We start from the raw sequence: 19108 nt of genomic DNA, 5'->3' as shown, positions 1-19108 counted from the left end.
GGCCGCCAGCCGTGGCCGCAGCGATTTTCCGATCGCATGCTGGCTCAGCGGCTGGGCAGGCCGGCTTTTTTATGGCTACTTTGCCTGTCTCAGTCCTTCCCTCCTCGCCCGGCCAGGCCCCCCTTCAAGAGGCGCGGCGACGGTTCGGCGAAAGGCCCCAGGCCATAGAAGGCATCGCGATTCCACAGGGCCTGAAAGACCGCTGCCGTCGAGGCCAGCAGCAACCAGAGAAAGAGCGTAGCCAGCGAGAGCGCCACCAGGCTATCGCGCAGACGCAGCAGGGCTACCAGCCCGCTCGCCACCGTCAGGCCCAGCATGAGCAAAGTCAACACGAGGGCATTCAATGGCGAGCGCAGGCCGAAATAGGCAGCGCTGAAGATGACGTAATCGAGCCAGGAAGCGGCCTGCAGAGCCAGGTAGGTCCCGCGCCCCGGACTGCTGGCCGGCTTGTTAAGAACACGGAGCAGTCCCCAGATGACCGACAGGTTGTTGATGGTCCAGGCGGGGCCAAAGACCCAGGCGGGTGGGGCAAAGATCGATTGCTTCAGCTCCTCGAAATAAGCCACGTCTCCAAGAAGCTGCCCCGGACTGCTGATTCTCCTCCCCTGCCAGCGGTTGACCAGGCCGCTCAGGGCAAAGGTCAACCCCTGGACGAGCACGTAGAAGAGTAGCCCGTGATACCAGCGCCAGGGTCGGCCCTCTTCCCGAGAGAAGAACCTTCCCGCAAGAGCGCGCCAGTCGGCCTCTGCCTTCCTGCTCTCTCTGTTGAGCGCGAGCGCCATCTTTGCCTCCTTCTTTCTGTTCGCGCAGGAATGGGACTTGCTCCCTTCCCTCACCTTGCAGGATGCGCCCGGCACCTGTCCGCCCGCCAGGGAGAGCTAGCAGGGAACCAGGCGGCTCCTCTGCCTGCTATTGTACCTCTCCCAGCAAGCAAGCTGCCAGAGACGACGGCGCCGACTCGCTTGCGGCACAGGCCCCCAGCGGCGCCGAGCAGACAGGAGCGGCGCGGGCCAGGCAACGCGGTGAGCCAGGGGTCAGATGAGCAGCGATGCTTGCCTTTGCCCCTTCGTCCCGCCAGGATCAGGCCCAGGACGCGCCAGAATGGATGGACCAGCGAGGACGAAGAGGGAACGTGCGAGAGAGGAGGCAGAGAGAGCGAAGGCTCATCCGCCGAGATAACCAGGCAGGCAGCGCGAGCGAGACGGCAGCCATTCCAGGCTGGCACCGTTGCCTATCGGCCCACAGGCCAGCAGAGGACGGGGAGCTGAGGCGCGATCGATCTGGCGAGGTTCGATAGAGAGACAGGCCCCTGCACCCAGCCAGCTATCACAGGGTCTGGACGAAGCTGGCGATAATCGTCTGCACTTCGTCCAGTCTTCCCTGGAAGAAGTGATCCGCCCCCTCCACTGCGATCATCGTCTTAGGAGCCGGTAACTGTTCGAACCAGCGAGCCGTCAGAGCATAGGGCGCAATTTCATCCCGACTCCCGTGGATGATCAGCTTGGGCTTGGTGCAGCCCTGAAGCGTGTCCCCGTCGAAGCTGCGCGCAGGCACGCCCAGACCGATCAGTGCCCGCACTCTACCGTCAACCGCTCCTACCCGCAGGCCCACATAGGCGCCAAACGAGAAACCAGCCAGAATGACCGGGAGGCCCGGATAGCGATGGCTGAGGAAATCCAGCGCATAGCGCACGTCATCCATTTCCCCTCTCCCTTCATCGTAACTGCCCGAGCTTCTCCCCACTCCTCGAAAGTTAAAGCGCAGCGCCGGTATCTGCAATGCCTGAAGAATCTGGGCCACCTTGAAGACTACCTTGTTGTCCATCGTCCCCCCATAGAGCGGATGCGGATGACAGACCAGGGAAACGTAGTGTGGTTTGACGCCCGCTTCCTCGGGCTTCAGGATACCCTCAAGACGGCCCAGCGGTGATGGTATGTCAACGTGTAAGATCTGTGCGATAACATCCCCCGCCTTTCTAGTCTGAAAATAAAGGGCTACCCATAGCAAGAGTCGTCACTCTGATAGTATAGCACGAATCTTGTGTCCGCTACAGATATGCTACTTTATGCACTGTGCAGGTTGATAGTGCCAGTACCGACATCCAGCCGCAAGACCGCTGTTGGCGCCGGCCCACTTCCTGGGACGAGAGGTCCATAGTAGGTGGCAGAGCCAGCATTGGTACTGACCTGGATCGGGAAGGCGCTGACAATTTTGCCGCTGTTGACATAGGCACTCAGAACAACGGCGGTCGAGGCAGGAAGCGTAATGTCGAGCTGACCAAGTTCGCTATGAATCTGAAAGAGCGGTCCTTTGCCTGAACCCACCACGGTGCGGGTGTCGAGTGAGCCATTGAAGGTCACCTGGCCGTTGACGGTGCGCAGGCTGCTGCCATCGCTCAAGGTTGCTCCTTCGACGGTAATGTTGCCCACCTCATCATTGAGGACCAGCACCCCCTTGAGGCCCTGGATGTGGATGTCTCCCACCGCCAGCTCTACGCTCAGCTGGAAAGGGGTCGCGCTCTGATTGACCTGAGCCGGCAGCCTGAAGCGGAGGTCGACGCTGTCGCTGGAGCCTTTCAGGCTCTCGCTCTGCGATAATGTCGCTGTGACTTGCAAGCTTGTCGGCCCCGGTTGGACCTGAACGGCGATACGTTTGAACTCTTCATTGGCCTCGTCCTGTCCCCCGGCTTTAGTATGCTTGATGATCGTTAGCTCTGGTACGGACAGGTCGGGATCGACGGCGATGTCTATGCTGCCAATCTGGCTACTGACCTTGAGCTGCGCCAGGTCGTTGATAGGAATTGTCTGCTGGCTTGTTTGGGTATAGGGACCACTCGTCAGTCCCGGAATCGGCAAGGGAGCGCTGCCAGTGACGCTCTGCAGAGCGGCAAAGACGGCCACCATAATGCCGATGAGCAGCAAGAGGATGGCTGTGGTGCATCCTCCGAGCCACCAGAGCCAGGCTGGCCCGCGGCGCTGGCGTCGTCGGCGTCGGTAGGCCGCCACTCGTCGGTCATCATAAGGAGGCTTCCTGTCCTCCTCGACCATCAGGAGGTCTTCTTGCCCTTCGATTGTCTCCTCTTCTTCTTCTTCTTCTTCTATCTCTACCTCGTCCTGAGCTGCTCGCCTCCCCTGCCAGTGGCGTGCCCCTCTGGGCTTTAGCTGCGCGCTCTCCGTCCGCCAGTCCTCGGCTCCACTATAGCCAGCGCGGGAACGGCGAGGCCGTCGTCGGCCTGGTAGCAATTCCTCGAATGCTGGCCAGGTCGCCTCTTCTGGCTCCTCCGGCTCTTGTGACCAGCGAGGTCCTTGGCTATTTCTGCTCATAAGTGCTTCCCTTCTCCTGTCTCCGATGGCGGGACGGCCCCGCTCTCAATCTGGTCAGGCTGGGCTATACCAGTCTTTAGTCGGGCAGAATCCTGCCCCTCTTCTGGAGTACGCTTGAAGAAGGTCACAGGTTGGCTCTCCCGAAAAGCCAAAGCCGGAAGGACGGCCAACAGACAGAGAATACCAGCTACCAGGAAAATGGTGGTATAGACAGTGTGGGCCGCGCGGACCAGATAGGCCGTGTAGGCTTGCAGATAGGCAGAGCTGAAGGGGGTGGTCCCAGGCGGAGGAACAAAGGCGGCAGCCAGGGCACGAAAATAGCCCAGGCCCCAGGAGGTAAGCGCCGCCAGCCCAAGGATCATGCCAACCATGCGGAGCATGGTGACGAGGGAGGCCGCCAGACCGGCCCGCGCCTCCTGAGCTGCATCCAGGGCTATCACTCCGATGGGGGCAATGACCAGACCAAAGCCCAACCCTCCCAGGACCGTGCTGAGCGTGATCTGGTTCCAGTCCACCTGCAGCGGCCAGAGATGCATCAGCCAGAAAGCCGCCGCGGCGCACAGCAGTCCAGCTACCGCCACAGGACGGCTTCCCAGGCGTTCGCACAGCCACCCTCCCAGCAAAGCCCCTACGGGGATCATGGCCGTCAGACGTAGCAAGGCCAAGCCGCTGGAGATCGCCGTCTCTCCCAAGACCGTCGCGACAAAGATGGGAATGTCCACCATCGCAATGATGAGGGCGGCACCGACCAGCAGACTGACCAGGGCTGTCGCCACAAAGGAGAGGCGACGAAAGAGGCGCAGGTCTATTACGGGCGCACCGCGGCCCGGCAACCGCAGCCGAAGCCAGCCCCATCGCCCGGCCGCCCCACCTGTCCCCCGGCTTACCTCCGCCAGCCCCTTTCGCTGTAAGCGCAGTTCTATCACCAATAAGAGGATCAGCAGGAAGAGCGAGAGAGCGATCAGGGCCGAATTACCGTGCGCTTCCGAGGTTCCCGCCGCGCTTTGAGCTGGCAGGCTGGCCTGGCCTGTCCCTGTCGTCAGGAGAGTTGCCTCCTGGGCCAAACCGAGGCTGAGGCAGAGCAGGACAGCCCCTAGCAGGGCCGCCCCAATGAGGTCAACACCCGGTCGCTCTGTCGCCTTCGAGGCTCGCCCCGGCTCTCGTAGCCAGAAGGCCAGCGGCACCATCAGTCCGGCTACCAGCGGCAGATTGAGGAAGAAGATGGCGTTCCAGCCGAGCGTCTGGGTGATCCAGGCACCGTAGAGGGGACCCAGGACTCCCCCCGCCTCTGTGACCATACCGATCAGCCCAAGGGCTGGGCCCAGGCCGCGCTCCCCATAGTGATCGCTGGCGATGGCCATAGCGATTGGCACGACGGCGCCGCCTCCTGCGGCCTGAAGCACGCGCGCCCCCACCAACCAGACCAGACCTGGCGATTGCGTATCTATGCCGAGCGCCTGCAAGAAGGCCAGATCATTTTGCGTTCCCAGCCAGGGGGCCAGGCCACAGACCAGCGAGGCCAGGGCAAACAGCGCCAGACACAAGAGCAGCAGGCGCCGCCTCCCATAGCGATCGGCCAACTGTCCTAACAACGGCATGGCAATCACATAACCTAGCAAGTAGCCGCTGATAATCCAGGAGGCACGATCGATCTGCAAGAGGGGGATCTGCAGATCGGTGATTATCTGAGGCAGGGCCGTCACCACGACTGTTTGATCGAGAGCCGTCAGGAAGACAGCCGCGCAAACGAAGACCAGCGCCAGCCGCGGCCAGCGCCTGCGCGCCTCGCCCTGACGGTGGCTCACGCCAGCGAGAGAGAGCACCGACACACCTCCAGCGGTCAGGAGGCACCAGCAGCCCTCGGGGCCATCAGACGGCTGGTGCACTAATCACAATCGACTCGTTGAATTTCGACAGCTTCAACGTGCGCACAGTCTGGCTGGTGTCGCCATCGGCGGCCACCCCGGTCAGGCGTAGCTGATAGGGCAACTGATCGCTCTTGCCGATCCAGACGGAGGCGTCCAGCAGGGAGCCGGTCCGCACCTGGTCGCCCAGCAAGCCGCGCAGATAGCTGGCGTCGAGCTTGCCCGTGGTGTTCCAGCAGGCCACCCCATCGATAGTGCTCTCGCTGGGTGTCGACGGGTTGCGAATCTGGGCCAGGAGGGCAGCAATACCGGTCCGCGAATCGGAGAGCACCCGGGGATCGGGCAACCCAGCGGTGGCCTGCCAGCGACCTGTAATGGGATCGGTCATATACTGCTTCTCGCCCACCACAATGATTTTGACCTGAACCAGCGAGCCGAGTACGAGGGCCCCAGCATTGGCCTGGAGACGATCAGGAACGACCAGATCACCATCGGCGCTTTGAATGACCAGGGTAGCGCTGCTACCGGCGTGCTCGACCTTGAGATTGAAATGGTAGGAATGGACCTTCTGCATGGCGGCCTGGGCCCCAGCGAGCAACTGGCGCGCATCGGGGGCAGAGCTGCCACCGCAGGCTACCAGCATAAGCAGCAGGGCCAGGGCCATAACCAGCGCCAACACATCCCCAGGCCGGGTCCACATCGCCCCGGCAGCCTTCCCATGATCGGCGACGCCATTGGTCGCCTCCATACGGTTCAACACCTGGTTCTTCTGATGATGCATGCTCCGCCTCGTCCTATCGTTCTGCTAAGGATTGTATCAGCTATGACGGCTGAAGGTAAGGTGACGGTCACCCCTCCTCTCCCCCTCTCGGCCTGCGGCCTCGCCCTCGTCCAGAGCTGTTGCTTGCTCTGCTGACTGGATTCCTGCCGCTCAAGAGGGGCAGCCCTTTTCAAGGAGAGCAGCGCAAGCTATAATTACCATGCAACGACAGGCAATACGTCAGCAGGCACGAAGGAGCAACTGATGGCTGAGAAGCCGCGTTTCCGTGTTCGCTTCTGGGGCGTACGCGGCAGCTACCCGGTACCAGGCACGCAGACGCTGCGCTACGGAGGCAATACGGCCTGCGTCGAGGTGGACGCCAGCGGGCGCACACTGGTGCTGGATGCTGGCAGCGGTATTATCGCCCTGGGCGATTCCTTGCTGCGACGCAGCAACGGCAATGCGCTCCACATCGCTTTGCTGATCACCCATGCTCACGGTGACCACCTGCTCGGTTTGCCTTTCTTTGCCCCTCTCTATGAACCAACGGTCAGCATCGACTTCTTTGGTCCCCGTCTGGCCGGGCGCGACCTCGAAGGGCTTGTCGTACCGATCATGTCGCCACCCTACTTTCCTGTCGATATTCGCCAGTTGCCATCGCGGCGAGCCTTCCACACTCTGGAAGACAACACCTGGATTGTATGGAAACCAGGTCACCAGCAGCCGCTTTTGCTGCAGGAAGGCCAGGCTTCGCGGGCCTTTCCTCCGCCGCCGATGGAGGTTCGCGTTCACGCCCGCTTCACAACCCTCCATCCTCAGAATGGCTCGCTGCTCTACGCCATCGAGCATGCCGGACGGCGCGTGGTCTATGCCACCGATCTGGAGTGGGGAGAGCGGTACGAGAGCGAGATGCTGGCCTTCCTGGAAAAGGCCGATCTTCTGATCCACGATGCTCAGTATACCCCCGAAGATTATCGCCATGCGCGGCGCGGCTTCGGCCATAGTACCTACGAGATGGCGGCCACAGTGGCCCGCCTGGCTAAGGTGCGCGAGCTGATCCTCTTCCATCATGAGCCAACTTACGATGATCAGAAGCTGGAGCGCATCGAGTCGGCTACCCGTCAGCAGTTCGGTCGGGTGCGCCTGGCACGTGAAGCAATGGAGATCGACCTGCTGGTCAACTAATTCCAAACAGGCTTATCCTGTATCAGTCAGTCTAACACCCAAGGGAGGCTGAGCGCTGAGGGAAGAGAAGAGCAGAGCAGAGAATGCCCTGGATAGAGCAATCGCAGACCCACTCACCAGAGAGAGGAGATCTGGACCGGACTTTCACCCTGACCCGAAGGATCTGAAGCCAAACGCCAGCCTCTGCGGAATCTACTCTGCACCGAGAGAGACCCGATATCGACAACGAGGAAAGCAATGGAGACGAAAATCAATGTGGTTTTGGCGTTGATGATCGTCGCTTCATTCCTGATCGCCATTGTGCTGCACGAGTTTGCTCATGCGCAGATGGCGACCTGGCTCGGCGATCCAACGCCTCGGATCGAGGGACGCTATACGCTGCGCTTGCGCCGCCATCTTGATCCGTTGGGAACACTGCTTTGTCTGATCCTGGCCTTTATGCCGGTTGCCTTTGGGCCTGTCGGCCTGGGCTGGGGCCAGCCCGTGAAGATCGATCCCTGGAAGCTGCGCGGCGGACGTACCAGCGGCCCCTTGCTGGTCGCTCTGGCCGGCCCGGTCTTCAATCTGCTGCTGGGCCTGATCTTTGCCCTGCTCGCGCGCCTCGTCTACCCTCTGGTCTCGGAGAACGCCATCCTGCTACGCATCCCGCAGCTCTTGATGGTCTTCGGCTGCACCAATCTGGCTCTGACCATCCTGAATATTCTGCCGGTCTATCCGCTCGATGGCTATCAGATTGTCTACATTCTGCTGCCGACGCGCCAGGCCCTCCAGTTCGCCCGCTCCGGCCCCTGGGGCCCCCTGATCATCCTGGCGCTTTTCTTTCTCATTCCCTTCGCCGCTGAAGTGGCCCGGATGCCCAACTTTTTCCTGGCCCATATCCCTGGCTATATCCGCGATGGCGCCTTCTTCCTGGCCAGCCTGGTAACCAACCTCACGACGCTCAATGTCGAGAAAATCTACACCTTCTGAGCGGATGGGCCTCGCTTTGGTGGAAGGAGAATACAACGGCCAGGAACGGGTCCCAGGCAGGCAGCGGCGAGCAAGGGGACATCTCTCGGTGGGACGGGTGGGCTATCGCCTCAAGCAGGTCTGGACCCAGCTCGGCCCCGTTCGTCCTCTGAGCAGCCTGGAGCGAGCCGAGCTGAGCGCGATGCTTCCCCCCGCTGCTCTCGCGCTTTTTGAGAGCATGTCGCTGGCAGACCAGGCCCATTGCCTGCGCGTCTATCGCGGCCTGCAGGCAGCCGGCTGCCATGATCGCGAGCTGCTGATCGCCGCCCTTCTGCACGATGTGGGCAAGGGAAATGGGCGCGTGCCTTTCTGGACACGGCCGGTGATTGTGCTCGGCAAACGCCTCGCCCCACGCTGGCTGGCACGCCTGGCAGTCTACCCGCGGCCAGAGCTACCCCGCTGGCAACAGGCTTTGGGCTACGCCTGGTGGCACGCCGAGATTGGGGCAACCCTGGCAGCTCAGGCCGGCCTCTCCGAACGAACAGTGCTCTACATCCGCACTCACCATGAGCCAGACGGGCCTGCCGCCGAGCTGCATCGCATTGACGAGCGGTCGTAGGCACCGCATCGGCCTTGCGGCCTTGGGGAGGAGAGCGCGCAGCAGACCAGGGCCGGTCTCCAGGAAGATCAGCTCAACGGCCATTGACCCCGTTCCGATCTCCTTCTATACTGGCCTTGCCCTGAGTCTTCCAATGCCTGCCTGCACCGGGCAGTTTCGCCCGGCCCAATTCCATCCAGCCCGGCACCGCCGTGTGTCGGACGGCAAGCTAACAGCAGCGGCCACCGCCTACGAGGTTTCTCAGCGATGACACAGGATAAGGAGCGTCAGCCAGGCGCACAGACAGCAACTACTTTCCCTCAGACCGCGGTCAACCATGATCTCAAACCTGAGAGCACTCGAGATCACAGGCCAGACCACGAGCACGCTGCCTCTCCGGCTGCGAACGCCAAAGAGCCGTCCGCTTCCTTTCCTCTGCAGGGAGCGAGCGAACTCTGGGGGCTGCCTCAGACCGGCTACATTGTCCGCTTGCCGGTCTTCGAGGGTCCTCTGGAACTGCTGCTTCACCTGATCGAGAAGCGTCAGATGGAGATCACAACCATCTCCCTGGTGGCCGTCACGGATCAATATCTGGCCTACCTGCGCCGCTGGCGCGAAGAGGAGCTACCCCTGGCCAATATGGCCGCTTTCGTCTCCATTGCGGCCCGTCTGCTCTTCATCAAATCGCAGAGCCTCTTGCCGCGCAACCCACGTCAGGAGATCTCAGAGGAGGCCCGCCAGGCCGAGGAGATGGCCGCCGAGCTGGAGCGTCATCTGAAGGAATACAAGATCGCCAAAGAGATCGCCTCGGTGCTGCGCCAGCGAGCGGAGGCGGGTCTGCAGACCTACGGGCGTTCCAGCCTGCTGGCCGGCATAGAGGCGCAACTGGCCTGGACCCCTCCCACCCTGGTCGGCCTGGAGGTCGAGGCCCTCGCCCGCAGCTTTCGGCGCCTGCTCGAGACCCGCAATCGCCCCGAGGCGGAGAGGAACACCGGCCTGGTGCTCCCCCTGGCGCGCGTACGCGTCAGCGAGCGCATCGCCGTCATTACCACTCGCCTGCGAACAGCTCCCCGTCTCTGGCTCAGCGAGCTGCTGGAGCCGGAGGCCTCGCGCCTGATGATCGTTGTCACCTTTCTGGCTATGCTCGACCTCTGGAAACACGAGCGCATCTGCGTCCGCCAGGAAACCCTTTTCGGGCCGATTCTGCTCGAACGCGGACCGCGCTGGCAAGAAAGCGAGGATGGGCAGGAGGCCGTTCCCCGCGAGGACGAGGGCGACTAGCTCCGCCCGCCGAGCCAGGCGGCCTTTTCTCTGACGGCTCTTCCTGACCCATCCTCTTTTTCAGAGCAGTCAGGCGGCAATACGGCCGGCTCCGGGCTTGTTGGCACACTAACTTGACAGAAGCTGGCTCAAAGTTTATACTAAAACAATAGTAAAAACCCTGGATGGAGCGCTTGCCAGCGTGCAAGCGAGCAGAAACAAAAGAGGACCACTGGCGGGGTGCGGCGAGGAGCTGCGCCCTGCGCCATTCCAGATAGATTCAAGACGCATGCACGAGGGGAGTGTTGTTATTATGACGGACGAACCCAGGGAAACCACAGAGCGGCCGCAGCCCGAGCAAACGCCCCAAAGCTCGGAGCCGGCGGCTGAGACGACCCAAAAGGAGCAGCCGGAAGCCAGTCCCGCTGCTGGCCAGGCCGAGTCAGCCGAGGCGCCCGCTGTCGCAGCCGAGGAGCAGCCCGCCCCCACGCTCGAGGAGCGCATTGCTCAACTGGAGGCCCAGCTTGCCGACCTGACGACCCAGCTCGCCCAGGCTCGTCAGGAGGCCCGTGAGAACTGGGACAAGTTTGTCCGCGAGCGCGCCGATCTGGAAAACTTCCGCAAGCGGCGTGAGCGCGATATCGCCGATCGCGTTCTCCAGCAGAAGAAGGCCCTGCTCAACAAGCTGCTCGAGGTCATGGACAACCTCGATCGCGCGCTTGCCTATCAGGATAGCCTGGACCGCCAGGGCCTGCAGCAGACCCTGCGTCTGGTGGCCTGGCAGATGAACGAGCTGATTCGCAGCGAGGGCCTGACCCCGGTGCCTACGGTGGGCGAGCAATTCAATCCCTATATCCATGAGGCCGTCGAGGCCGTTGAGGACAGCGAGAAGCCAGAGGGTATCGTCGTGGAGGAGGTTCGCAAGGGCTATAAGCTGAGCGATGAAACGCTGCGCCCCGCCCGCGTGAAGGTAACGGTGGCTGCCAGCAACAAGGAGCGCGAGCAGCCGGGAGGGGCCTGAGCTGAGCCAAGATCGTCGGGGAAAGGCCAATCCCGCCAACCCAACCTAACCCAACCCAAGATAAGCGAAGCTAAGCTAACCAATGGCGCTCTCGGGCCAGGATGAAATCAACTCTGTCAGGGACATGCTGTGCTGGCGTTCATATCCGCTCTCTTTCTTGAAAGTAAGCAGGTAAGTAAGTGTACGGCCTTTCCCTGCACTTCCGTCCTGATCGACGCACCAGGTTGGGGCAGATCCTGCAAAAGCTGGCTGGCATCAGGCCAGCGGGAGCCTGACAGGGCCTCCTGAGCGCGGCAGATCCGGTCTGTCTGTAGGTCGTGGCTCCGCAAGCAAGCAAGTAAGCGCTGGCAGAGGCTGGCAAGCGAGCCATTAGAGCCAGCAGCTCTCAATGCAAAAGGGGCGGGCAGATGGAATACAAAGACTACTACAAGATCCTCGGCGTCTCTCGCGGGGCCAGCGCCGATGAGATTAAGAAGGCTTTCCGCAAGCTGGCCCGCAAATATCACCCCGATGTCAACCCGGGGGACCGCTTCGCCGAGGAGAAATTTAAGGAGATTAACGAGGCTTACGAAGTGCTCTCTGACCCGGAGAAGCGACGCAAGTACGACACCCTCGGCCCCAACTGGCAGGACCAGTTCGCCGGCTTCTCGGGCTTCCGGCGCTCCTACCCCTATGGCAGTGGGCGCTCCTCAACAATGGACTTCGAGAACAGCGGCTTCTCCGATTTTTTCGAGGCGCTTTTTGGGCGCAGCGCCCGCGCGCCGCGTCAGGAATTTCGCCGGCGCGCTGGGGACAATATCGAGCAGCCGGTCGAGGTGACGCTGCGCGAAGCCTACACCGGTGGCACGCGCACCTTTAATATTCAGTCGACAGAGATCTGTCCTGTCTGTCAAGGCATCGGTGAGGTCCACGGACGGGCCTGCGCCACCTGCGGCGCCCAGGGTACGGTCGTGCGCAGCAAGAAAATTCAGGTGAAGATTCCTCCCGGCGTCGACAACGGCTCACGCATCCGCGTCGCCGGCGAGGGACAGCCCGGCATCGGAGGCGGACCGCGTGGCGACCTCTACCTGATCATCAGCGTCAAACCGGACCCGGTCTTCGAGCGCCGTGGCGATGATCTCTATCTGGATATCGATGTCGATCTCTATAAGGCTCTGCTGGGGGGTGAGGCGCTTGTTCCGCTTCCCGATGGGCGGAAGCTGATGCTGACAATTCCACCGGAAACTCAGAACGGGCGGCTCTTCCGCCTGGCAGGCAAAGGGATGCCCCGCCTGCGCAGTGAGGGCCAGGGCAACCTCTATGCCCGCGTGCGCGTGGTGCTACCCATGCATCTCTCCGCCGAGGAGCGCCAGCTCTTCGAGCAGCTCGCCCGCACGCGCAACGTCGAGGTTCGCTCGGCCACCTGATTCCCATCCAGCCAGGAGGAATCAATCCGCCTTCCGACCGCTCGTCCCGGCTCACCCGGTCCGGGCCCTATCCATCCATCCATCGCTCGGCCCAGAGAGAGACTGGCGGAGAGCTGAGGGCAGCTCGCAAGGCCAGGGGATAGTCAAATCAACGAATGGCTATCTAGCCAGGCTGCTCACTCTCCGGCTCGCCAGGCTACGGCGGGCAGACGAGAGGAAGGGAAAGATCAAGACTCGACCGCTGCCGGTGCAGTCGCCGTTGCCAGCGATCATCCGCCCGAACAAACCGAGTGACTGACGCGCACATTCGTTTACGTAGCAAGAGCAAGGCAGGCTGGCCAGACAGCTTTGCTCGCCCGCTGCTCTCCCGTCCACTCGCTCGCTCCCAACGTCAGCAAGCAGGCCCAGAGAGAGCAGACCGGGCAGCGGCCAGGCACGGCCTGAGCACTAGGAAGGAAGGAGGGAGGTACCGTGCCGGAGCGTGAGAATGGTGCCTGGTATATCATTAGCGTCGCTGCGGAGAAAGCCCAGGTGCACGAGCAGACCCTGCGCCACTACGAGCGCCTTGGGCTGATCACGCCTGCTCGCAAGGGCAATAGCCCCCACAGCCCACGCCTCTATTCCGATAAGGATATCGAGCGCGTGATCCACATCCGGCGATTGATGCGCGACCTGGGGGTGAACCTGGCCGGCGTGGAGGCGATCCTCCATATGAAAGATCGCATGGAGCAAATGCAGCAGGAGATGGAGCGCGAGATCGCCCGCCTGCGCGAACAACACGAGGCCGAGACGCGCCGCCTCAAAGAGATCATCCAGCGCCTGCAGCAGGGATTGTCTGCTCCCTCGTCACCATCATCTCCATCATCATCATCTTCTTCTTCGTGAGGCAGGGCAGGCGCTCCTGCCAGGGCCGTTCTCTTCCCTCAGCTCAGCCCCAGCCAGCTCAGGTCCCGGGGGACTGACGCGGAAGCGACGGGCGCAACCTGTCTGTTCGCCTGCCCTGCCCTAGCTTGTTCTGTCGCCAGATCGCCACACCTGCTTTCCGCCTTTCCGCGCGGGGTCCGCCTCTTCCGATCTGTCCGATCTGCCAGGGGCCTTCTCGCGCTCTCTCGCCCATCTCAGGCCGTGGGCGGCGTCGTTGTAGTAGGCTGGGCTGGCTTTTTCATAAAGAGCGTTGCCAGGCGCTCCGCGTACTCTCCCACGATCGGGAGCTTGAGGTAGGAGCCACGATAGGCCATCACCATCAGGAAGAGCCAGGAGAGTCCGCCAACGACGAGGATCACGCCAGTGGCACAACTGATGGGCAGGGCCAGAATGATGGTCCCTAAGAAGGGGATCAGCCCGATGGTCCTCACTACGGCAAAGAGCAGGGTCAGCCCCCCAAACCACAGGATCGACTGGGCGGCATGAAACCGCACAAAGCGATTCTTCCTCTCCAGCAGAAAAATGAGGATGCCGCTGAAAAACCAGAACAGGTAGCTGAGGAGGGCCTCGTTCTTGGCATCCATCTTCAGCGTAGTGGGGTCGAAGACGCTGGCGGCTCGCGTGACGCTGGATGGCGGTTGATATCTATAGTATTGCTGCTGTTGCTGCTGCTGCGACTGTCCGTAGGGATTATAGCCGTAGGTCGGGCCGCCTGACCCTGGCTGGTAGCTGCCATATCCCGCATAGCCCCCATAGCCAGGGTTCGGCTGCTGTGGCTGTTGAGACTCAGGCCCCGGCGCCGGCTGTTGGTTCGGATTCCAGCTCATAGGCAATCACCACTCCTGCTCTCTTGCCTTCTCTGCAATCAGGGGAGTCGACGCAGCTCTGGGAAGGAAGAAGCGGATTCTGGCCGCCTCCCCAGGAGCGCGCCGCACTCAGGATCGACGTAGGACCGCGGGTAGTGGCTGGATACCACACCAGTTCGAGATCCGCCGTCCTTCATATTACGTGGGAGGCCAGAGACGGGTTGTACTTCCGAGAGGTCGCGGCAGCCCCCAAGGCCCCAGATTACCAGAGACCGGCCCGACCAGAGATCTGCTGGCGCTGGCGTCCCAGACGGCCCCCGCGAGCGGCTCACCGGCAGGCGGTCTCCTTTCGCCTGAACGGGCGAGGTGAAGCAGTCCCACGCTGCTGGCGGGCCGTTCGGATCCGCCTAAAAGCCAGGACCAGCGGGGCCGCTATAGCGCTCGGCATAGTCCCCAATGATGGGCAGCCGGATATGGCGACCCAGGAAGGAGAGGACGATCAGTGCCGCCCAACCCAGGGTTGCCACCAATTGAATCAAGGTTCCGAGAGCACCAGCCACCGCTCCGATCACAGGTATGAATCCTATGATGCGCAGCGCGATCATGACCAGCGTGACCAGAGCAAAGAGCAGCAGCGACTGCATGGCATGGAAGCGCACAAAGCGATTGCGCTTCTCAGTGATGAAAACGATCAGTCCGCTGATCCAGAAGAGCAGATAGCCCAGGGCTGCCGCCACGTTGGCGGGCAAGCCGGAGGAAGTGGGAGCATTGGCCTCAGCGGCAATGGCCGCGTTCTCGCTCGACGAGAAGCTCCCCCCTCTCCACTGGCCATAGCGATACTGCTGCTGCTGTTGCTGCTGCTGTTGATCGTATTGACTGTAGCCGCCTCTATAGTGCTGACCATACTGGTAGCCCCGATACGGCTGATAGGGGTCATCGTAAGGCGACTGGGTCGGTTCGGGTGGATTTGGATTCCAGCTCATCCCTCTGCGCTCACTCTTTGATGATGAAAATGCCTCTGTTCATTCCTCTCACTATGTTATTACGCACAGGGAACGGCCAGAGTTGTAGGGGACTTGATTGGACAGGGCTGGCCGGTGCCAGCCAGGCAGCGATTGAGTGAGGTATGTCCTTATGCCATCTGATGCTGCTGGTGAGGGTTCCCTGGAGGGAGAAAGGCGGAGAAGAAGAGGGTTGGCGATCTCTCCTTCTCCGCTCGCCAGGGTCTAGCGGTTCGGGCGGCCAGTCAATCGGCCAGCCTGTTAGGGAGCGGGCGAACTTAGAGGCCGGTACCGGCTGGCGGCGTAGCGGCGTAGCGCTCGGCATAGTCGCCGACGACCGGCAGCTTGAAGTACTTTCCCTGGAAAGCCATCACCAGGAGAATCACCCAGGAAACGATCCCCAGCACAGCGAGCAGCCCACTCAGGCAGAAGAGGATCAGCCCCACAAAGGGGATCATCTCCAAGACGCTCAGGACCACGAAGAGAACGGTTAAGCCACCAAACCAGATGATGGATTGCATGGCATGGAAGCGCACAAAGCGATTCTGCTTCTCAACCAGGAAGAAAACCAGGCCGGTGATCCAGCCGACGAGATAGCTCAGGCCGGCAGCCATATTGGCATCCATACCCATCGAGGTAGGGCCGAGAGTGCTGGCCGCCGCCCCGGCTGCGCCATAGGGTGGTTGGCCGTACTGAGCCTGGCCATAGCCGGTGCCTTGGGGAGAAGCGCCATAAGGATTATTCGGAGGAGGGCCATAGGCCCCACCCGGCTGCGACGAGTAGCCTTCGTACTGGCCGCTACCCGGCTGACTGGGGTCCTGTCCAGGAGTGGGATTCCAGCTCATCGTTAGTGCCCCTCTTTCTTCTCTCGTTCGGAGAGAACTCTATAATCTCAGGAAACTCCGCGCTATCGCTATCCCCATAGGAGCGAGCGGGCAATCGCGGGAACACAGCTCCCCAGGTAGCCCTTGCTGGAGCGGAGCAGCGTTTAGCGATCCCTCACCAGAGGGCGATCCTCATGTCCGGCACCAGACCAAGGCAACTGTCTTCCGATCGCCTGTCTCTCCTCGACTTCCATCGGCTTAACTGGCGGCCTGGCACTGTGCTGCCTGCCGATTGAAGGCAGCCGCCTCTGCTAAGCAGACGCCCCAAGGGAGACCAGATGGATCTGTACCTCGGTATGATTACCGGTTTGCAGGCAGACACGGCACCAGAATGGGACGGGCCGCCATTCCCTCTAGCTAGCCTGGCCAACTCAGCGCCGCGCAGAGATCCTTTCCACTAAAAGTAAACGTCCCATCGTGAGCTTCCTGGAGGATCAATCTCGGCCCATGTTGCCAGCTCCTGGTCGGGGCCAGAGGCAGCGAGGGAGGACCAGCTCAGGCTTCGCCGTCGGGAAGCTCATCAGCGGCGCGGGCGCCCAGTTGCGCTTGTGGCATATCGGCAGCCTGATCGTCCTGAGCGGGGAGAATTAACGACGGCTGCTCTTGGGACTCCTCTCCCTGGCGGAGCTGTTCCTCAAGGCGCCGATTCTCAAGAGCGGCGTGGCGCGAGCGCGAGCGTCCGCGCGAAGCCGGCACCCGCTCATCAACGTGCAAAGGACGCGGCTCCGTCAGCGTATGACTATCGCTCTCGACCTCAGCCTCCAGAGCGGAAGACTCGGCCAGGGCCGCCGCAATCACCTGATCCATCGTCTCCACCAGAGTAAAGCGGATCTGCTGACGAATGCGGGCCGGGATCTCCATCAGATCCTTTTTATTTTCAGCCGGCACCACAATATGGCGCAGGCCGGCCTGATGGGCGGCCAGAATCTTCTCTTTCAGGCCGCCAACTCCCAACACCCGGCCGCGCAGGGTGATCTCGCCGGTCATGGCCACATCGCCACGTACCGGGCGGCGAGTCAGAGCCGAAATCAGGGCGGTTGCGATCGTGATTCCAGCCGAGGGGCCATCTTTGGGAATAGCGTTCTCCGGCAGATGGATATGCAAATCGGTGACGTCCTGGAAGTTGGGATCGATATTCAGCTCGGTGGCCCGCGAACGGATGTAGGAGAGAGCAGCGATGGCCGACTCGCGCATCACATCGCCGAGCTGGCCCGTGATCAGTAGATCGCCCTTGCCCGCCATCGTCACCACCTCCACTGGCAGGAGAATGCCGCCGTTCTCGGTCACAGCCAGGCCCATTGCCGCCCCAACCTGCATACGCATGCTGAGGGGGGGCGTCGAGTAGCGGGGCATGCCGAGGTAGTGTTCGAGCGAGGAAGTGGTCAGGCGGAGGTGGGTAGAGGGGCGAGCAATAATACGGCGCGCAGCCTTGCGACAGATCGTTGCCAGTTGCCGCTCTAGATTACGCACACCGGCCTCGCGCGTGTAGTCGGTCACTATGCGCTCCATGACGGAGCGCGGGATCTTAAGCTGCTCCGGCGTTAGCCCATGCTCGGCCAGGACCTTTGGCAGCAGATGGCGCAGGCCGATGTTGACCTTCTCTTCCAACATGTAGCCCGGCACATCGATGATGTCCATGCGGTCGGCCAGCGGGCGAGGAATCTGATACTTAACGTTGCCGGTACAGATAAAGAAGACCTCGGAGAGATCGTAAGGGACCTCCAGATAGTGGTCCACAAACTGGGAATTCTGCTCGGGATCGAGAACCTCCAGCAAAGCCGCCGCCGGATCACCGCGATACTCCGCGGAGAGCTTGTCGATCTCATCGAGGAGAAAGACCGGATTGCGGACGCCGGCGGACTTCATCGACTGGATGATACGCCCGGGCAAAGCGCCGACATAGGTGCGACGGTGCCCGCGGATCTCGGCCTCGTCGTGGACTCCGCCCAGGGCGATGCGCACAAACTTGCGCCCCAGAGCGCGGGCAATCGACTGGCCCAGCGAAGTCTTCCCAACCCCTGGCGGGCCAATAAAGCAGAGGATCTGCCCCTGGCTGCCACGCTGGGGCTGACCTTGCTCGCTGGCGCGCTGCAGGCGCAATTGGCGAACCGCCAGAAACTCAATGATGCGCTCCTTAATGCTCTCCAGGCCGTAGTGATCCTCGTCCAAAATGCGGCGCGTGCGCTCCAGATCGAAGCTATCCACCGTGCGCTCGTTCCAGGGCAGAGCAAGCATCCAGTCGATATACGAGCGCACGACGGCGATCTCAGCCGACTGCGGGGGCATATGCTCCAAACGATCGATCTCCTTGCGCACCCTGGCCGCCGCCTCAGGAGGCAGATTCTTCTGCCGCAAGCGCTCACGCAGCTCATCGGCCTCCGAAGGCGTCTCCATGCCCAACTCCTCTTGAATGGCCCGCAACTGCTCCCGCAGGTAGAACTCCTTCTGCGAACGGTCCACCTGCGAGCGCACGCGGTTGCGGATCACCGACTCCAGCTCAAGAATCTCGATCTCATTGCCGATGAAGACACAGACCTTTTCCAAACGCGCCAGAGGATCGAAGGTCTCCAGCAGATCCTGCTGCTGCACAACATCGCTCACCACATGGGCAGCCAGCATATCGGCAAGGCGGGCCGGGGACTTAATGGCCACGATCGAGTTGATATCCTCGACCGAGAAGCGGCGATTGAGCTGGGCGTAGTGCTCGAAGAGATTGGTGGCATGGCGCACCAAAGCATCGGCCTGGGGACCCTGCACCTGCGGCTCAGACGGCACCTCTACGCTCACCCGCATGAACGGCTCCAGGTCCTGAAACTCCAGCAGGCGCACACGGCGCAGGCCATTGAGCAGCACCTGCAGGCTCCCATCGGCCTGACGATGAACGGTGACAATTTCAACCAGAGCACCACAGCCATAGAGGTCCGCAGGCTGGGGATCTTCAATCTCCGACGAACGCTGCGCAACCGTGACCAGCATGCGGTCAGCACGTAACAGCGCCTCCTCGACAGCCCGCACCGACTTCTCGCGAGCTATCGCCAGGGAGATGCGCGTGCGCGGGAAGACGACCCTGTTCTTCAGCGCTACCAGCGGATAAACCTCTATTGGCTCCGGCTCTACCGATGGGCGT

16 protein-coding genes are annotated in these 19108 nt (G+C 61.8%); 7 read left to right on the top strand and 9 right to left on the bottom strand.

Annotation, left to right across the window (positions count from 1 at the left end; all coding sequences use genetic code 11):
* Nucleotides 1–89 precede the first annotated feature (89 nt).
* The 5 genes from ACFMO7_RS17080 to ACFMO7_RS17060 all read right to left on the bottom strand — a co-directional run bounded on the left by ACFMO7_RS17080 (nt 90) and on the right by ACFMO7_RS17060 (nt 5969).
* Nucleotides 90–782, bottom strand: coding sequence for a tryptophan-rich sensory protein (locus ACFMO7_RS17080; RefSeq protein ID WP_376796693.1), 693 nt, complete (start codon nt 780–782; stop codon nt 90–92).
* 544 nt (nt 783–1326) lie between these two features.
* On the bottom strand, nt 1327–2007 hold the full coding sequence (locus ACFMO7_RS17075; protein ID WP_376796692.1) for an alpha/beta hydrolase: 681 nt from the start codon (nt 2005–2007) through the stop codon (nt 1327–1329).
* Between the two features lie 56 nt (nt 2008–2063).
* Nucleotides 2064–3323: a hypothetical protein gene (locus ACFMO7_RS17070; protein ID WP_376796691.1), complete on the bottom strand. Its 1260-nt coding sequence runs from the start codon at nt 3321–3323 to the stop codon at nt 2064–2066.
* Nucleotides 3320–5146 (bottom strand): MFS transporter, encoded by a 1827-nt coding sequence (locus tag ACFMO7_RS17065; RefSeq protein WP_376796690.1) that lies wholly within the window; start codon nt 5144–5146, stop codon nt 3320–3322. The genes ACFMO7_RS17070 and ACFMO7_RS17065 overlap by 4 nt, the downstream gene beginning before the upstream one ends.
* 46 nt (nt 5147–5192) lie before the next feature.
* Complete coding sequence (locus tag ACFMO7_RS17060; RefSeq protein WP_376796689.1) at nt 5193–5969, bottom strand: LppX_LprAFG lipoprotein; 777 nt, start codon at nt 5967–5969, stop codon at nt 5193–5195.
* A gap of 243 nt (nt 5970–6212) precedes the next feature.
* On the opposite strand from ACFMO7_RS17060, the gene ACFMO7_RS17055 reads away from it, so the two are divergent.
* From ACFMO7_RS17055 to ACFMO7_RS17025, 7 genes are all read left to right on the top strand, one after another.
* Nucleotides 6213–7133, top strand: coding sequence for an MBL fold metallo-hydrolase (locus ACFMO7_RS17055; RefSeq protein WP_376796688.1), 921 nt, complete (start codon nt 6213–6215; stop codon nt 7131–7133).
* Between the two features lie 237 nt (nt 7134–7370).
* Nucleotides 7371–8102 carry a site-2 protease family protein gene (locus tag ACFMO7_RS17050; protein WP_376796687.1) on the top strand — a complete coding sequence of 244 codons (732 nt, stop codon included), beginning with the start codon at nt 7371–7373 and terminating at the stop codon, nt 8100–8102.
* A 16-nt stretch (nt 8103–8118) separates the two neighbouring features.
* Complete coding sequence (locus ACFMO7_RS17045) at nt 8119–8700, top strand: hypothetical protein (protein ID WP_376796686.1); 582 nt, start codon at nt 8119–8121, stop codon at nt 8698–8700.
* 246 nt (nt 8701–8946) lie between these two features.
* A complete protein-coding gene (locus ACFMO7_RS17040; protein ID WP_376796685.1) occupies nt 8947–9960 on the top strand; it encodes a segregation and condensation protein A in 1014 nt (337 codons plus the stop codon).
* A gap of 292 nt (nt 9961–10252) precedes the next feature.
* Nucleotides 10253–10960 carry a nucleotide exchange factor GrpE gene (locus ACFMO7_RS17035; RefSeq protein WP_376796684.1) on the top strand — a complete coding sequence of 236 codons (708 nt, stop codon included), beginning with the start codon at nt 10253–10255 and terminating at the stop codon, nt 10958–10960.
* Between the two features lie 407 nt (nt 10961–11367).
* Entirely contained in the window at nt 11368–12366 is a 999-nt protein-coding gene (locus tag ACFMO7_RS17030) for a DnaJ C-terminal domain-containing protein (RefSeq protein WP_376796683.1), read from the top strand.
* A 471-nt stretch (nt 12367–12837) separates the two neighbouring features.
* Complete coding sequence (locus tag ACFMO7_RS17025) at nt 12838–13251, top strand: MerR family transcriptional regulator (RefSeq protein WP_376796682.1); 414 nt, start codon at nt 12838–12840, stop codon at nt 13249–13251.
* Nucleotides 13252–13484: 233 nt separating this feature from the next.
* Here ACFMO7_RS17025 and ACFMO7_RS17020 read toward each other — a convergent pair whose 3' ends face one another.
* The 4 genes from ACFMO7_RS17020 to lon all read right to left on the bottom strand — a co-directional run bounded on the left by ACFMO7_RS17020 (nt 13485) and on the right by lon (nt 19083).
* Complete coding sequence (locus tag ACFMO7_RS17020) at nt 13485–14117, bottom strand: DUF4870 domain-containing protein (protein ID WP_376796681.1); 633 nt, start codon at nt 14115–14117, stop codon at nt 13485–13487.
* A 386-nt stretch (nt 14118–14503) separates the two neighbouring features.
* Nucleotides 14504–15079, bottom strand: a complete 576-nt coding sequence (locus ACFMO7_RS17015) for a DUF4870 domain-containing protein (protein WP_376796680.1) — start codon at nt 15077–15079, stop codon at nt 14504–14506.
* Nucleotides 15080–15375: 296 nt separating this feature from the next.
* Nucleotides 15376–15942: a DUF4870 domain-containing protein gene (locus ACFMO7_RS17010; RefSeq protein WP_376796679.1), complete on the bottom strand. Its 567-nt coding sequence runs from the start codon at nt 15940–15942 to the stop codon at nt 15376–15378.
* A gap of 534 nt (nt 15943–16476) precedes the next feature.
* On the bottom strand, nt 16477–19083 hold the full coding sequence (gene lon, locus ACFMO7_RS17005; RefSeq protein ID WP_376796757.1) for an endopeptidase La: 2607 nt from the start codon (nt 19081–19083) through the stop codon (nt 16477–16479).
* Nucleotides 19084–19108: the final 25 nt, after the last annotated feature.

This window comes from Thermogemmatispora sp. (genome assembly GCF_042408735.1).
GTDB lineage: Bacteria > Chloroflexota > Ktedonobacteria > Ktedonobacterales > Ktedonobacteraceae > Thermogemmatispora.
Note: the sequence above shows the minus strand (reverse complement) of the source record. Positions and strands in the feature narration are given on the sequence as shown.